At 55.3% G+C, this 14,892-nt stretch carries 9 protein-coding genes, 2 tRNA genes and 3 rRNA genes; 5 read left to right on the top strand and 9 right to left on the bottom strand.

The annotated features are described in order from the left end of the window. Window positions 1-15 precede the first annotated feature (15 nt). Together mrdA and ACA046_RS22640 are read right to left on the bottom strand one after the other, a co-directional pair. Window positions 16-1,908 (bottom strand): penicillin-binding protein 2, encoded by a 1,893-nt coding sequence (gene mrdA / locus ACA046_RS22635; RefSeq protein ID WP_076014338.1) that lies wholly within the window; start codon window positions 1,906-1,908, stop codon window positions 16-18. A 196-nt stretch (window positions 1,909-2,104) separates the two neighbouring features. Next, window positions 2,105-3,520 carry an aldehyde dehydrogenase family protein gene (locus tag ACA046_RS22640; RefSeq protein WP_497675022.1) on the bottom strand — a complete coding sequence of 472 codons (1,416 nt, stop codon included), beginning with the start codon at window positions 3,518-3,520 and terminating at the stop codon, window positions 2,105-2,107. 101 nt (window positions 3,521-3,621) lie between these two features. On the opposite strand from ACA046_RS22640, the gene ACA046_RS22645 reads away from it, so the two are divergent. Further along, window positions 3,622-4,512 (top strand): LysR family transcriptional regulator, encoded by an 891-nt coding sequence (locus ACA046_RS22645; protein ID WP_459022614.1) that lies wholly within the window; start codon window positions 3,622-3,624, stop codon window positions 4,510-4,512. 77 nt (window positions 4,513-4,589) lie between these two features. On the opposite strand, the gene rrf is transcribed toward ACA046_RS22645, so the two are convergent. The 5 genes from rrf to ACA046_RS22670 all read right to left on the bottom strand — a co-directional run bounded on the left by rrf (window position 4,590) and on the right by ACA046_RS22670 (window position 9,823). Further along, window positions 4,590-4,705, bottom strand: a 5S ribosomal RNA gene (rrf, locus tag ACA046_RS22650). Between the two features lie 173 nt (window positions 4,706-4,878). Next, window positions 4,879-7,772: ribosomal RNA gene (locus ACA046_RS22655) — 23S ribosomal RNA — on the bottom strand. Between the two features lie 248 nt (window positions 7,773-8,020). Then, window positions 8,021-8,096: transfer RNA gene (locus tag ACA046_RS22660), tRNA-Ala, on the bottom strand. A 30-nt stretch (window positions 8,097-8,126) separates the two neighbouring features. Further along, window positions 8,127-8,203: transfer RNA gene (locus ACA046_RS22665), tRNA-Ile, on the bottom strand. Between the two features lie 83 nt (window positions 8,204-8,286). Continuing rightward, window positions 8,287-9,823 (bottom strand): 16S ribosomal RNA (locus tag ACA046_RS22670). The 16S, 23S and 5S rRNA genes sit together here with 2 tRNA genes alongside, the layout of an rRNA operon. 698 nt (window positions 9,824-10,521) lie before the next feature. On the opposite strand from ACA046_RS22670, the gene rhtA reads away from it, so the two are divergent. Beyond that, window positions 10,522-11,409 carry a threonine/homoserine exporter RhtA gene (rhtA, locus tag ACA046_RS22675; protein WP_459022616.1) on the top strand — a complete coding sequence of 296 codons (888 nt, stop codon included), beginning with the start codon at window positions 10,522-10,524 and terminating at the stop codon, window positions 11,407-11,409. A gap of 167 nt (window positions 11,410-11,576) precedes the next feature. Further along, window positions 11,577-11,858, top strand: a complete 282-nt coding sequence (locus ACA046_RS22680; protein WP_076016657.1) for a hypothetical protein — start codon at window positions 11,577-11,579, stop codon at window positions 11,856-11,858. A gap of 12 nt (window positions 11,859-11,870) precedes the next feature. On the opposite strand, the gene ACA046_RS22685 is transcribed toward ACA046_RS22680, so the two are convergent. Beyond that, complete coding sequence (locus ACA046_RS22685) at window positions 11,871-12,431, bottom strand: TetR/AcrR family transcriptional regulator (protein ID WP_497677125.1); 561 nt, start codon at window positions 12,429-12,431, stop codon at window positions 11,871-11,873. A gap of 87 nt (window positions 12,432-12,518) precedes the next feature. On the opposite strand from ACA046_RS22685, the gene ACA046_RS22690 reads away from it, so the two are divergent. Both ACA046_RS22690 and ACA046_RS22695 read left to right on the top strand, forming a co-directional pair. Further along, complete coding sequence (locus ACA046_RS22690; RefSeq protein WP_076016655.1) at window positions 12,519-13,250, top strand: SDR family oxidoreductase; 732 nt, start codon at window positions 12,519-12,521, stop codon at window positions 13,248-13,250. 35 nt (window positions 13,251-13,285) lie between these two features. Next, complete coding sequence (locus ACA046_RS22695) at window positions 13,286-13,876, top strand: 2-hydroxychromene-2-carboxylate isomerase (RefSeq protein WP_497675023.1); 591 nt, start codon at window positions 13,286-13,288, stop codon at window positions 13,874-13,876. Here the strand turns inward: ACA046_RS22695 and ACA046_RS22700 are convergent. Then, complete coding sequence (locus ACA046_RS22700; RefSeq protein ID WP_497675024.1) at window positions 13,873-14,868, bottom strand: zinc-dependent alcohol dehydrogenase family protein; 996 nt, start codon at window positions 14,866-14,868, stop codon at window positions 13,873-13,875. The two genes, ACA046_RS22695 and ACA046_RS22700, sit on opposite strands and share 4 nt — an antisense overlap. Between the last annotated feature and the right edge of the window lie 24 nt (window positions 14,869-14,892).

The raw sequence follows: 14,892 nt of genomic DNA on the forward strand, positions 1-14,892 counted from the left end.
CATGCCCTCGTGACCTCAGACGTGAGGATCACCCGGCGCCTTGCTTGGCGTCGCGTATTGCGGCTTCAAATGGCCTTCCTGATCAAGCAGCCAGGCGTCCATGATCTGGCGCACCACCGGGCCCGCCACCCGGCCACCGGCCTCGCCGTTTTCAATCATCACCGAAATCACGATCCGCGGGTGCTCCGCCGGGGCGAAGCCAACGAACAAGGCGTTGTCGCGGTTGCGTTCCAGGGTCTTGAGACGGTTGTAACGCTCGCCCTGCTTGATCGCCACCACCTGTGCGGTACCACTCTTGCCGGCAATCCGGTATTGCGCGCCGGCTGCAGCCGCCCGGGCGATACCTCGTGGGTCGTGCATGACCAGTTGCATGCCGTGGTTGACCTGTTCCCAGTCGCGCGGGTCTTTGAGGACAACGTTGGGCATCGGGTTTTCATCCACTGGCGCCACGCCATTGATGGTCTTGGCCAGGTGCGGGCGGTTCCACACGCCTTTGTTGGCGATCAGCGCAGTGGCCTGAGCCAGTTGCAGCGGGGTGACCTGCATGTAGCCCTGGCCGATGCCGAGGATCACGGTTTCACCCGGGAACCACGGTTGGCGTCGGGTGGCGCGCTTCCAGGCCTGGGACGGCATCAAGCCGGCCGACTCTTCGAACATGTCGAGGGACACTTTCTGCCCGAGGCCGAACTCGGCCAGGTAGTCGTGCAGGCGGTCGATGCCCAGCTTGTGGGCAAGGTCGTAGAAGTAGGTGTCGTTGGAGCGCATGATCGCCGCGTCCATGTCCACCCAGCCGTCGCCGCTGTGGTTCCAGTTGCGGTATTTGTGGTCGAAGTCCGGGAGTTGGTAATAGCCGGGGTCGAACACGCGGGTCTGGGCGGTGACCACACCGCTGTCGAGGCCGGCGATGGCCACTTCCGGCTTGATCGTCGAGCCCGGTGCGTAGAGCCCGCGCAGCACGCGGTTGAACAGCGGACGGTCGAGGGAGTCGTGAAGCGCTGCATATTCCTTGAAGCTGATACCGGTGACGAACAGGTTCGGGTCAAAGCTTGGTTTGCTGACCATTGCCAGGACTTCGCCAGTTGCCGGATCGAGAGCGACCACCGAGCCACGCCGGTCGCCGAGGGCTTCTTCGGCCGCTTCCTGGAGTTTGACGTCCAGGCTCAAAACGATGTTTTTGCCGGGGATCGGGTCGGTGTGCTTGAGCACTCGCAGGACGCGGCCCTGGGCGTTGGTTTCAACTTCTTCATAGCCCACGTGGCCATGCAGCTCGGACTCGTAGAAACGCTCGATCCCGGTTTTACCGATGGACTGCGTGCCCCGGTATTCCACAGAGTCGAGGGCCTTGGATTCTTTTTCGTTGATCCGGCCTACGTAGCCAATGGAGTGGGCAAAGTGCGCACCCAGCGGGTAATGGCGGACAAATTGCGGCTCGACATCCACGCCCGGCAGGCGGAATTCGTTGACGGCCAGCACGGCGATCTGTTCTTCGGTCAGCTCGTAAAACAGCGTGACGGGTACAAAGGGATGACGCGCCTGCTTGAGCGCTTTATCAAATACGCCGCGGTCTTCGGCGGGCAGATGCAGGAGGCTGACGATGGCGTCCAGCTCACCCTTGAGATCAGTGGTGCGCTCGCGGGTGATCGTCAAGTTGTAGCTGGGGCGATTGTCGGCAAGTACTACGCCATTGCGGTCATAGATCAGACCGCGCGTCGGGGTAATCGGTAGGACGTGGACGCGATTGTTCTCGGAAATGGTGGAGTGATAGTCGTACTGCACCACCTGCAGGAAGTACATCCGGCCTACCAGTGCGCAGGTGATACCCACTACCAGCAGCGCGCAGGCCAACAGCCGCTTGTTGACCAGGCGGTTTTCTTTTTCGTGATCCTTGATCGGTATCGGTTCAGGCATTTCTACAGCATCTCGTTGAATAAGGTCGACGCCGCTTCCTGCGGAGGAGAAATCAGTCCTTGTGAAAATGTGCTGCACCATACCAAAAATGCAGAAACACTTTGCATCGATTTCCCTGAACGGTGTGCTTATGGGGTCTGTTCATGCACTTTGGTTTGGCTGGTTGACCTTATTCATACGTTTTCATGCTGAGGAATCAGCTGAGGATCGATTTGGGTTCCAGGAAGGCTTCCAGGCCGAATGTGCCGTACTCGCGGCCAATGCCCGATTGTTTAAAGCCGCCAAACGGTGCGAGTGGCTCATGGGCGAGGGTATTGATCAGGACCCGCCCTGCGTCGATACGGCTGGCTAGCCTGCGGGCACGTTCGGGATTTGATGACAGGATGTACGCGTGGAGGCCGTAGGGCGTGTCGTTGGCGATGGCCAGTGCTTCTTCCTCGGTTGCATAGGTAATGATCGATAGCACCGGACCGAAAATCTCCTCACGGGCGATGGTCATTTGATTGGTCACGCGGCTGAATATGGTGGGTCTTACGAACCAGCCCGCCGTGATGCCTTCTGGCAGACCGGGGCCTCCCGCTAGCAGGTGAGCGCCCTCCTCGATCCCGATCTGAATGTAGCGTTGCACGCGCTCCCATTGTTTAAGGCTGACCGTGGGGCCCACGGCCGTGGCTGGATCACGAGGATTACCGGCTTGTACTTTGGTCACTTCCTCGATCATCAGCGCTTCGATTTCAGCCAGGCGACTTTCAGGTATCAGGATTCGGGTGCCGGCGATGCAGGCCTGGCCACTGTTCATGAAGCCTGCCTGGAGAGCCATGGGCACGGCCACCTTGAGGTCCGCATCATCGAGAACCAACACCGGTGATTTGCCGCCCAGCTCCAGGGTGATGCGTTTCAGTGTCTCGGCTCCGGTACGCAGGACTGTTTTGCCGACAGCGGTCGAGCCGGTGAAGGACACTTTTGCGATGTCAGGATGGGAGCTCAACACGGTGCCTACGGTTTCGCCACGACCGGTGACGATGTTGAACACTCCAGGAGGTAAATCCGCTTCATGGAGTGCGCGGGTGACTATGGAGGTCTGGATTGCGCTCATTTCGCTGGGTTTGATCACCGCGGTACAGCCGGCGGCCAGCGCAGCAGCGAGCTTGCCGCAGATAAAACCGGCGTTGCTGTTCCAGGGGGTGATCAACCCGGCCACACCCAAGGGCTGCATGACCACCTCGGCAATACCGATGCGTCGGGAGAAGTTGTAGTTCTCGAGTACAGAAGCAGCATCCTGCAGGACGCTGGCCGCGTGCTTGGCCATCCATCGCGCACGGGAAACCGGAGCACCATACTCCTCGATAATCGCGTCGGTGAGTTCGTCCTCAATGGATTCAACGGCAGCGTGCATGCGTTTTAGATAGCCGATGCGTACGTCTTTCGAGCTGTGGGAAAACTTGATAAACGCTCGTTTGGCGGCAGCGATGGCATCCAGAGCGTCCTGTTCATTTGCCAACCGAACCTGGCCGATACTCTGGCCTGTGGCGGGATTGAACAGGTCAAAAAGCTCTTCGCCATGGGGAGTTACAAAAGCGCCGTTGATGTAAATCTGGTTGATGCGTTGCATAGGTCCTCCGGGACGCTGAGCTAGTGCGTCATACGGTAAGTCACTATGATTGAGCTGATAAGCCGTACAAATCGGCATGAGTTGATGAGTGATCAAGGACAATGAACACATCCGGACTGAATGAACTGGAAGCCGTATTGGCAGTGGCGCGGCATCGAAGTTTTCGTGCGGCGGCGACTGAGTTGAATGTGTCGACGTCGGCGCTGAGTCACTCTATTGCAGGGCTTGAAGCGCGGATGGGGGTGAGGCTGTTCAATCGCACAACGCGCAGTGTGTCTTTATCTGAAGTGGGCGCAGAGTTTGTCGAGACAATTACGCCGGCACTCTTGAGCATCCGCACAGCCTTGGAACAGGCGGGAAATCGCAGCGCAGAACCCAGCGGTACCTTGCGCCTGAATACCTCGGCGGGTGCCGCAAAGCAGGTGATGCCGCTGCTGCTGGAATATCTGCGGCGTTATCCGCGGATGAAACTGGATATCGTCACTGAAGGGCGCCTGGTGGATATCGTTGCGCAGGGGTTTGATGCAGGGATTCGTCTAGGTGACACGGTTCCTCAAGACATGATCGCGGTCGATATCAGCCAGGCTCAGCGTTTTGCGGTATTGGGCAGCCCGGAGTATTTTGCCAATCACCCAGTCCCCGTCAGCCCCATAGATCTGCGGGCCCATCAGTGTATTCGCAGCCGAATGCCTAGCGGTGCGATCTACCACTGGGAGTTTGAGCGTCATGGCGAAGCTATTGCCGTAGAGGTGCACGGGGCTTTGACCCTGGATAATCCGACGTTGATGCTTGAGGCAGCCAGGGCGGGGCTGGGCTTGACCTATCTTACGGAATGGAATGCAGCTGATGATTTGGCGAAAGGCGCGTTAGTGCGCGTACTGGAGGAATGGACACCGTCTTTTGACTGTTTACGTCTCTACTATCCAGGTAGGCGTCATGTGCCGGCCGGGTTGAGGGCACTGATTGAGTTGATTAGGGAGAAAGGATTTTAAACGGCATTTCGTTAAGTTTCCGACCGCCCAAAACAAAACCCCTGATTGCGTTAGCAATCAGGGGTTTCGGAATTTAATCTTGACGATGACCTACTCTCACATGGGGAAACCCCACACTACCATCGGCGATGCATCGTTTCACTGCTGAGTTCGGGATGGGATCAGGTGGTTCCAATGCTCTATGGTCGTCAAGAAATTCGGGTACTGAGTCGTGACCGGTTGGTCTCGCTTCAGCAAATTGGGTATGTGATAGCTTTGGTGTTTTGTGAGCATCTCGAACTTTCGGTTCGTTTCGTCTTCACACACCGCAATCTGATGCTTCTACTTGTTTCCAAGTCAGGAGTAGTCAAATTGCTTGGGTGTTATATGGTCAAGCCTCACGGGCAATTAGTATTGGTTAGCTCAACGCCTCACAGCGCTTACACACCCAACCTATCAACGTCGTAGTCTTCGACGGCCCTTCAGGGAACTCAAGGTTCCAGTGAGATCTCATCTTGAGGCTAGTTTCCCGCTTAGATGCTTTCAGCGGTTATCTATTCCGAACATAGCTACCCGGCAATGCCACTGGCGTGACAACCGGAACACCAGAGGTTCGTCCACTCCGGTCCTCTCGTACTAGGAGCAGCCCCTCTCAAATCTCAAACGTCCACGGCAGATAGGGACCGAACTGTCTCACGACGTTCTAAACCCAGCTCGCGTACCACTTTAAATGGCGAACAGCCATACCCTTGGGACCGGCTTCAGCCCCAGGATGTGATGAGCCGACATCGAGGTGCCAAACACCGCCGTCGATATGAACTCTTGGGCGGTATCAGCCTGTTATCCCCGGAGTACCTTTTATCCGTTGAGCGATGGCCCTTCCATACAGAACCACCGGATCACTAAGACCTACTTTCGTACCTGCTCGACGTGTCTGTCTCGCAGTCAAGCGCGCTTTTGCCTTTATACTCTACGACCGATTTCCGACCGGTCTGAGCGCACCTTCGTACTCCTCCGTTACTCTTTAGGAGGAGACCGCCCCAGTCAAACTACCCACCATACACTGTCCTCGATCCGGATAACGGACCTGAGTTAGAACCTCAAAGTTGCCAGGGTGGTATTTCAAGGTTGGCTCCACGCGAACTGGCGTCCACGCTTCAAAGCCTCCCACCTATCCTACACAAGCAAATTCAAAGTCCAGTGCAAAGCTATAGTAAAGGTTCACGGGGTCTTTCCGTCTAGCCGCGGATACACTGCATCTTCACAGCGATTTCAATTTCACTGAGTCTCGGGTGGAGACAGCGCCGCCATCGTTACGCCATTCGTGCAGGTCGGAACTTACCCGACAAGGAATTTCGCTACCTTAGGACCGTTATAGTTACGGCCGCCGTTTACCGGGGCTTCGATCAAGAGCTTCGCGTTAGCTAACCCCATCAATTAACCTTCCGGCACCGGGCAGGCGTCACACCCTATACGTCCACTTTCGTGTTTGCAGAGTGCTGTGTTTTTAATAAACAGTCGCAGCGGCCTGGTATCTTCGACCGGCATGAGCTTACGGAGCAAGTCCTTCACCCTCACCGGCGCACCTTCTCCCGAAGTTACGGTGCCATTTTGCCTAGTTCCTTCACCCGAGTTCTCTCAAGCGCCTTGGTATTCTCTACCCAACCACCTGTGTCGGTTTGGGGTACGGTTCCTGGTTACCTGAAGCTTAGAAGCTTTTCTTGGAAGCATGGCATCAACCACTTCGTGTTCTAAAAGAACACTCGTCATCAGCTCTCGGCCTTAGAATCCCGGATTTACCTAAGATTCCAGCCTACCACCTTAAACTTGGACAACCAACGCCAAGCTGGCCTAGCCTTCTCCGTCCCTCCATCGCAATAACCAGAAGTACAGGAATATTAACCTGTTTTCCATCGACTACGCTTTTCAGCCTCGCCTTAGGGACCGACTAACCCTGCGTCGATTAACGTTGCGCAGGAAACCTTGGTCTTTCGGCGTGGGTGTTTTTCACACCCATTATCGTTACTCATGTCAGCATTCGCACTTCTGATACCTCCAGCAAGCTTCTCAACTCACCTTCACAGGCTTACAGAACGCTCCTCTACCGCATCACCCGAAGGTGATACCCGTAGCTTCGGTGTATGGTTTGAGCCCCGTTACATCTTCCGCGCAGGCCGACTCGACTAGTGAGCTATTACGCTTTCTTTAAAGGGTGGCTGCTTCTAAGCCAACCTCCTAGCTGTCTAAGCCTTCCCACATCGTTTCCCACTTAACCATAACTTTGGGACCTTAGCTGACGGTCTGGGTTGTTTCCCTTTTCACGACGGACGTTAGCACCCGCCGTGTGTCTCCCATGCTCGGCACTTGTAGGTATTCGGAGTTTGCATCGGTTTGGTAAGTCGGGATGACCCCCTAGCCGAAACAGTGCTCTACCCCCTACAGTGATACATGAGGCGCTACCTAAATAGCTTTCGAGGAGAACCAGCTATCTCCGAGCTTGATTAGCCTTTCACTCCGATCCACAGGTCATCCGCTAACTTTTCAACGGTAGTCGGTTCGGTCCTCCAGTTAGTGTTACCCAACCTTCAACCTGCCCATGGATAGATCGCCCGGTTTCGGGTCTATTCCCAGCGACTAGACGCCCTATTAAGACTCGCTTTCGCTACGCCTCCCCTATTCGGTTAAGCTCGCCACTGAAAATAAGTCGCTGACCCATTATACAAAAGGTACGCAGTCACCCAACAAAGTGGGCTCCCACTGCTTGTACGCATACGGTTTCAGGATCTATTTCACTCCCCTCTCCGGGGTTCTTTTCGCCTTTCCCTCACGGTACTAGTTCACTATCGGTCAGTCAGTAGTATTTAGCCTTGGAGGATGGTCCCCCCATATTCAGACAAAGTTTCTCGTGCTCCGTCCTACTCGATTTCATGACTAAGAGATTTTCGCGTACAGGGCTATCACCCACTATGGCCGCACTTTCCAGAGCGTTCCGCTAATCTCAAAGCCACTTAAGGGCTAGTCCCCGTTCGCTCGCCACTACTAAGGGAATCTCGGTTGATTTCTTTTCCTCAGGGTACTTAGATGTTTCAGTTCCCCTGGTTCGCTCCATACACCTATGTATTCAGTGTAAGGTAACCATCTTATGATGGCTGGGTTCCCCCATTCAGACATCTCCGGATCAAAGTCTGTTTGCCGACTCCCCGAAGCTTTTCGCAGGCTACCACGTCTTTCATCGCCTCTGACTGCCAAGGCATCCACCGTATGCGCTTCTTCACTTGACCATATAACCCCAAGCAATCTGGTTATACTGTGAAGACGACATTCGCCGAAAATTCGATAATACTCAATTAAGAGCAACTCACAAATTTTACCTTAGCCTGATCCGTTACCAGTGAAAGTAACGTTCAGTCTATCTTTCTATCACATACCCAAATTTTTAAAGAACGATCTAATCAAAGACTAGAAATCAACATTCACCATCACAACGATGGAATGCTCATTTCTAAGCTTTACATGACAGAAGCAGTAGTGGTGGAGCCAAACGGGATCGAACCGTTGACCTCCTGCGTGCAAGGCAGGCGCTCTCCCAGCTGAGCTATGGCCCCGTATTTCTACAGGCGTTTCCCACACAAAATTGGTGGGTCTGGGCAGATTCGAACTGCCGACCTCACCCTTATCAGGGGTGCGCTCTAACCAACTGAGCTACAGACCCAATTTCGGGCTGCTTCTTTATCGTCTTCTTCAATGAATCAAGCAATTCGTGTGGGAACTTATGGAGCAGCTGATGTCGTCGATTAAGGAGGTGATCCAGCCGCAGGTTCCCCTACGGCTACCTTGTTACGACTTCACCCCAGTCATGAATCACACCGTGGTAACCGTCCTCCCGAAGGTTAGACTAGCTACTTCTGGTGCAACCCACTCCCATGGTGTGACGGGCGGTGTGTACAAGGCCCGGGAACGTATTCACCGCGACATTCTGATTCGCGATTACTAGCGATTCCGACTTCACGCAGTCGAGTTGCAGACTGCGATCCGGACTACGATCGGTTTTCTGGGATTAGCTCCACCTCGCGGCTTGGCAACCCTCTGTACCGACCATTGTAGCACGTGTGTAGCCCAGGCCGTAAGGGCCATGATGACTTGACGTCATCCCCACCTTCCTCCGGTTTGTCACCGGCAGTCTCCTTAGAGTGCCCACCATTACGTGCTGGTAACTAAGGACAAGGGTTGCGCTCGTTACGGGACTTAACCCAACATCTCACGACACGAGCTGACGACAGCCATGCAGCACCTGTCTCAATGTTCCCGAAGGCACCAATCTATCTCTAGAAAGTTCATTGGATGTCAAGGCCTGGTAAGGTTCTTCGCGTTGCTTCGAATTAAACCACATGCTCCACCGCTTGTGCGGGCCCCCGTCAATTCATTTGAGTTTTAACCTTGCGGCCGTACTCCCCAGGCGGTCAACTTAATGCGTTAGCTGCGCCACTAAGAGCTCAAGGCTCCCAACGGCTAGTTGACATCGTTTACGGCGTGGACTACCAGGGTATCTAATCCTGTTTGCTCCCCACGCTTTCGCACCTCAGTGTCAGTATCAGTCCAGGTGGTCGCCTTCGCCACTGGTGTTCCTTCCTATATCTACGCATTTCACCGCTACACAGGAAATTCCACCACCCTCTACCATACTCTAGCTCGTCAGTTTTGAATGCAGTTCCCAGGTTGAGCCCGGGGATTTCACATCCAACTTAACGAACCACCTACGCGCGCTTTACGCCCAGTAATTCCGATTAACGCTTGCACCCTCTGTATTACCGCGGCTGCTGGCACAGAGTTAGCCGGTGCTTATTCTGTCGGTAACGTCAAAACAGCAAAGTATTAATTTACTGCCCTTCCTCCCAACTTAAAGTGCTTTACAATCCGAAGACCTTCTTCACACACGCGGCATGGCTGGATCAGGCTTTCGCCCATTGTCCAATATTCCCCACTGCTGCCTCCCGTAGGAGTCTGGACCGTGTCTCAGTTCCAGTGTGACTGATCATCCTCTCAGACCAGTTACGGATCGTCGCCTTGGTGAGCCATTACCCCACCAACTAGCTAATCCGACCTAGGCTCATCTGATAGCGCAAGGCCCGAAGGTCCCCTGCTTTCTCCCGTAGGACGTATGCGGTATTAGCGTCCGTTTCCGAACGTTATCCCCCACTACCAGGCAGATTCCTAGGCATTACTCACCCGTCCGCCGCTCTCAAGAGAAGCAAGCTTCTCTCTACCGCTCGACTTGCATGTGTTAGGCCTGCCGCCAGCGTTCAATCTGAGCCATGATCAAACTCTTCAGTTCAAACATCTTTGGGTTTTTAAGAAACCCTAAACTTGGCTCAGCAATCGTTGGTTACATCTTTGATTTCTCGCGGAGTAACTTGTGATGCTGATAATCTTGTTGACTATCAGTCTGACTCCACAAGCACCCACACGAATTGCTTGATTCAGTTGTTAAAGAGCGGTTGGTTAAGATCTTTCGTCTCAACCGAGGCGCGCATTCTACAGCAGCCTCTGTTGCTGTCAAGCGGTTTTTTTAAGAAGTTTTCAAAGTTTCCTTTGTAACTTCAACCACTTGCGCTTCCGATCTCTCGTTAGCGGGAGGCGAATTCTACAGCGTTACACGCTGCTGTCAACACCTCTTTTTCTCCGCTTTCGACCGAGAAGATCGAACCGTTAATAGGGCTAAACAACACGTCCTTACTAACTCCTTCTGGGCTTCGATGATCTGAAGCAGCTCGCTATCGAAACCTACATAACTCTTTGTTTACCAAGGAGTTTTCCGTTTCGACTGCGCCGGAAGTGGGGCGAATTATAGACTTCCAGAATCTGCCGTCAACCCTTAATTCAGCTTTTCTATCAATCAATCCCGACAACCAGAAAATCCACCTATATATAGAGGAATACCGGGCAGGTTGAGCAATATATTGCTCATTGCTGAACAGTTAAGCATCATAGCCACTTCTGCTTCTTTAAATACGACCTTGGACGAACACCCTAATGACCACTTCAACCCGTAGCCTGGCCTCGGCATTATTTCCAGTCGGCCTGCTACTCATTGCCATGGCCTCCATTCAATCAGGCGCATCACTCGCCAAAAGCATGTTCCCCATTGTGGGTGCCCAAGGTACCACCACCCTGCGCCTGATTTTCGCCAGCGTGATCATGCTGCTTCTATTACGTCCCTGGCGCGCCAAGCTCACAGCCAAGTCCCTCCAGACCGTGGTCGTTTACGGAATGGCCTTGGGCGGGATGAACTTCCTCTTCTATATGTCACTGCGGACCGTTCCACTGGGCATCGCAGTAGCCCTGGAGTTCACCGGCCCACTGGCCGTCGCTATTTATGCTTCGCGGCGGGCCGTGGACTTTCTCTGGATAGCCTTGGCCATCATTGGCCTTCTGCTGCTGATCCCCATGGGAGAAGCCAGCAACGGCATTGACCTGACAGGCGCCGCTTACGCACTGGGCGCAGGTGTGTGCTGGGCGCTCTATATTTTGTTCGGCCAAAAGGCCGGCGCTGACAACGGCGTACAAACCGCCGCGCTGGGTGTAATGATTGCCGCACTATTTGTCGCGCCGATCGGAATTGTCCACGCGGGCGCGGCATTACTCACTCCCTCCCTGATCCCGATTGCCATTGGTGTCGCCATTTTATCCACCGCCCTGCCCTACACCCTGGAGATGGTCGCCCTGACTCGCCTGCCCGCCCGCACATTCGGAACCTTGATGAGTATCGAGCCCGCGTTCGGCGCACTGTCCGGCCTGTTTTTCCTTCAAGAACACTTGTCCCTGGCGCAGTGGCTGGCGATCACCTGCATCATCCTGGCCTCCGTTGGCGCAACCCTGACCATGCGTAACGAATCAAAGCCACTCGTTCCTGCCGATTGATTCAGGATTTGACGTAGCTCTGGCATTTGCCGCTCAATTAGGCCATGTTTAGACCGTAACCCAGTGTCAGTCATGGAGAATTTAGATAAGGACATCATGAACGCTACAGTCGAGAGCGAGCAAAGCCAGCTTCGTGCTGTTAAGCGAGGCGGCTATTAAGGATAGGAATGAAGCGAATTTTGATGCTGTTGATGATTGTGGCGATTGCAGGTTGTGCCGCAACCACCAAGACCGAAGTGAAACGGGGAAAAAAGGGCCTGCATATCAACTGCTCGGGACTGTCCTCCTCCTGGGACAAGTGCTATGCCAGCGCAGCTAATTCATGTGGAGCCAAAGGCTATAAGGTCATTGCCAAGTCAGGCGACAACGCCGAAGACCCGGGCGACTACCCGTTCGGCCTCAACCCCGCCGGCTACACCAGCCGAAGCATGATTGTCATCTGCAAGTAGCTGTCGACGCTCTCATAGCTTCGCCAGCTGTTGACTGAGTACATCGTAGTTCGATGACAGGACCTGCGCCTGCACCTGTGGGTTGACCATCATCCGTGCCACTACCAGGGCGCCGATGCATTGCGACAGAATCGACCACGCCAGGTCCTCGCTGCCCAACGTTGCAGCCCAGCCCGCCTGCAATCGGCAAATCCACTCCTGCGCCTGTTGCCGTACCGCCACATCAGACCGCGCAATCTCCGCTCCCAGGCTCGGCAACGCACAGCCCGCTTCCGACTGCTCCACATGGGCCATGCTCAAATAGAACTTCAGACAGCGATCCAGCCGTTCCCGACTCTGCACACCATTGCCATTCAAGCGCTCAAGGCTATGGCTCAACTCACGTTCGACAATCGAGCTGAACAGCTCGTCCTTCGAGGCGAAGTGGCTATAAAACGCACCGCCACTCAAGCCAATGGCTTTCATCAAGCCATCCACCCCGACACTGGCAAACCCTTCTTTCTTCGCCAAGGCCGCGCTGCTATCCAGCAGCTTCTCTCTGGTTTCCTGCTTATGACTGGCCGAATATCGCATCACTTCCCTCTCTGTTGGCAGCTTGACGCATGTCGGATCGTAGCATAACGTTCGTTTGGCTAACGATCGTTTACCAAAGGATCTCCCATGACGAACAACAAGAAAATCGTACTGGTAGTGGGTGCCGGCGATGCCACAGGTGGCGCCATCGCCAAGCGCTTCGCCCGAGAGGGTTACGTCGCCTGCGTGACCCGCCGCAGCGCCGATAAGCTGCAACCTCTAGTGGAAAGCATCCAGGCAGCAGGCGGTGAGGCGCATGGCTTTGCCTGCGATGCCCGCAAGGAAGAGGACGTAATCGCCCTGATCGAACAGATTGAAACCGAGCTGGGGCCCATCGAAGCCTTCGTCTTCAACATCGGCGCCAACGTGCCGTGCAGCATCCTGGAAGAAACCGCCCGCAAGTACTTCAAGATTTGGGAGATGGCCTGTTTCTCAGGCTTCCTCAACGCCAGGGAAGTAGCCAAGCGCATGGTCACCCGTAATCGCGGGACCATCCTGTTTACCGGTGCCACCGCCGGCCTGCGTGGCGCCGCCGGCTTTGCTGCATTTGCTGGAGCCAAACACGGGATCCGCGCGCTGGCGCAAAGCATGGCCCGCGAACTGGGCCCGCGAAATATCCACGTCGCCCACGTAGTCGTCGATGGCGCCATCGACACCGACTTCATCCGCGACAACTTCCCGCAAAAGTACGCCCTCAAGGATCAGGACGGCATTCTCAACCCTGAGCACATCGCCGATAACTATTGGTACCTGCATAGCCAGCCGCGGGACGCCTGGACCTTCGAGCTGGACCTGCGCCCTTGGAATGAACCCTGGTAAGCACGCCTCATAACAATAAACAGCGAGTACACAGCATGAGTAAAACCGTGGAGTTTTTTTTCGATCTCGGCAGCCCTGCCACCTATTTGGCCTATACCCAGCTTCCAGCTCTGTGCGCGGCAAGCGGCGCCCATCTGATGTATAAACCAATGCTGCTGGGCGGCGTATTCAAGGCCACCGGCAATGCGTCACCGGCCACCGTTCCCGCCAAAGGCCGCTACATGTTCCAGGACTTGGCGCGCTATGCCCAGCGCTACAACGTCCCGCTCAAGTTCAATCCGCACTTTCCCATCAACACCTTGCTGCTGATGCGTGCAGTCACCGGCATTCAGATGCACCAGCCCGAGCGCTTTCTCGATTTTATCGACTGCCTGTTTCGCGCGCTTTGGGTAGACGGCCGTCACTTGGGAGACCCGGCCGTAGTAGCCGCAGTACTCGCTGAACGCGGCTTCGACCACGAACACGTCCTGGCGTTGACCAATGACGACGTCGTAAAAGCCGCCCTCAAGGACAACACCGAGCATGCCATCCAGCGTGGCGTATTCGGAGCCCCGACCATGTTCGTCGGCAACCAGCTGTTCTTCGGCCAGGATCGACTGGAGTTTGTACGCGAAGCGCTGAGCTAAATTTCAATCACCAAACGCCCTTTAGCGCTGCCCGCGAGTAACTCGTACGCGGCGTGTGCCGTATGCAGGTCGAAATGACGCGCATCAAGGATCGGCTTGAGCTTCCCGGCGTCGATCAAGCGCGCCGTCTCGGCAAGTATGTGCCCGTGGTGCTCGCGCCCCTTGCCCGTCAGCATCGGCAGAAGGGTAAACACCCCGGAATACGTTGCTCCGCGAAACGACAACGGCGCCAGTCGATGGGAGCCCCAACCAAGACAACTCAGCACATGACCGAAATAGGTCCTCGCCGCCCGGAAGGACGCATCCAGTGTCGGCCCACCCACCGTGTCGTAAACAATGTCAAAACCCTCGCCCGCTGTGTGCGAAGCCACGTACTCCTCAACGCTCATCTGTTGATAGTCGATAAACGTCGCGCCGAGCCCTTCAATCAACGCCCGTTGCCTGCCCGAACCGGTCGCAAACACCTCTGCGCCAAACGCGTTAGCCAATTGCGCCGCGACATGTCCTACACCGCCCGCACCACCCTGAATCAAAACTTTATGCCCGGGCCCTACATGGGCACGGTCCACCAACCCTTCCCATGCAGTAATCAGCACAAGCGGCAATGCCGCCGCCTCACGCATGCTTAGTGTCACAGGCTTTCTCGCCAACAGAAGCGCATCAACCACCGCAAATTCCGCCAAAGAACCCTGGATACCTCCAACTCCGGTTGCCAAGGCGTAAACCTCATCGCCCACTTTCCACTCGCAGACATCCGGGCCAACCCCCTCAACAATCCCCGCCAAGTCCAAGCCCATCACTGCCGGCAGCGGCTGACGGGCATGGGCCGCCTCACCGGCACGTATTTTCCCATCCAGCGGGTTGAGTCCACTGGCCTTGATCCTTACCAGAACCTCACCGGCACTCGGTATTGGCCGTGGAATCGTGACCAACCGTAACGGCCCATTCGCCACATCCACCATCAGAGCCTGCATTTGAGTTGTATCAGTCATGGTCGTGATCTCGGTTCATCAGGA

It is taken from the genome of Pseudomonas sp. LBUM1641 (assembly GCF_059716235.1).

Excerpts from the sequence above, each read along its gene's own strand:
- mrdA (WP_076014338.1), bottom strand. The coding sequence starts at position 1,908 with ATGCCTGAACCGATACCGATCAAGGATCACGAAAAAGAAAACCGCCTG.
- ACA046_RS22640 (WP_497675022.1), bottom strand. The coding sequence starts at position 3,520 with ATGCAACGCATCAACCAGATTTACATCAACGGCGCTTTTGTAACTCCC.
- ACA046_RS22645 (WP_459022614.1), top strand. The coding sequence starts at position 3,622 with ATGAACACATCCGGACTGAATGAACTGGAAGCCGTATTGGCAGTGGCG.
- rhtA (WP_459022616.1), top strand. The coding sequence starts at position 10,522 with ATGACCACTTCAACCCGTAGCCTGGCCTCGGCATTATTTCCAGTCGGC.
- ACA046_RS22680 (WP_076016657.1), top strand. The coding sequence starts at position 11,577 with ATGAAGCGAATTTTGATGCTGTTGATGATTGTGGCGATTGCAGGTTGT.
- ACA046_RS22685 (WP_497677125.1), bottom strand. The coding sequence starts at position 12,431 with ATGCGATATTCGGCCAGTCATAAGCAGGAAACCAGAGAGAAGCTGCTG.
- ACA046_RS22690 (WP_076016655.1), top strand. The coding sequence starts at position 12,519 with ATGACGAACAACAAGAAAATCGTACTGGTAGTGGGTGCCGGCGATGCC.
- ACA046_RS22695 (WP_497675023.1), top strand. The coding sequence starts at position 13,286 with ATGAGTAAAACCGTGGAGTTTTTTTTCGATCTCGGCAGCCCTGCCACC.
- ACA046_RS22700 (WP_497675024.1), bottom strand. The coding sequence starts at position 14,868 with ATGACTGATACAACTCAAATGCAGGCTCTGATGGTGGATGTGGCGAAT.